The following is a 382-nucleotide window of genomic DNA, read 5'->3' on the forward strand; positions in this document are numbered from 1 at the left end:
CTTCATGAGCCGCGAACACTCTTCCTCCAGAACACCGTTCTCCATTTCAACCTGATGATTAAACCCGTCCTCATGAAGCAGATCAAGCACAGAGCCGGCGCATCCGGCTTTTGGATTCATACAGCCGATTACAACTTTGGGAATTCTTGCCTGGACGATAGCCCCGGCACACATGGGGCACGGTTCCAGGGTCACATACATGGTACAGCCTTCCAGCCGCCAGTCACCAATCTTCTTACATGCTTTTTTTATCGCGATAATCTCTGCGTGGGACAGAACATTCTTGTCAATCGTCCTCCTGTTGTATCCCCTCGCTATAATCTTGTCCTCATAAACAATGACGCAGCCAATAGGTACCTCACCGATCGCTCCCGCCTTCCGG

1 protein-coding gene is annotated in these 382 nt (G+C 51.0%); it reads right to left on the bottom strand.

The genetic code is table 11. The features are described from left to right. On the bottom strand, nucleotides 1-382 hold a 382-nt coding region (locus NE664_15685), incomplete at both ends, for a nucleoside deaminase (protein ID MCQ4728075.1).

It is taken from the genome of Anaerotignum faecicola, assembly GCA_024460105.1.
Classification (GTDB): Bacteria; Bacillota; Clostridia; order Lachnospirales; family Anaerotignaceae; genus JANFXS01.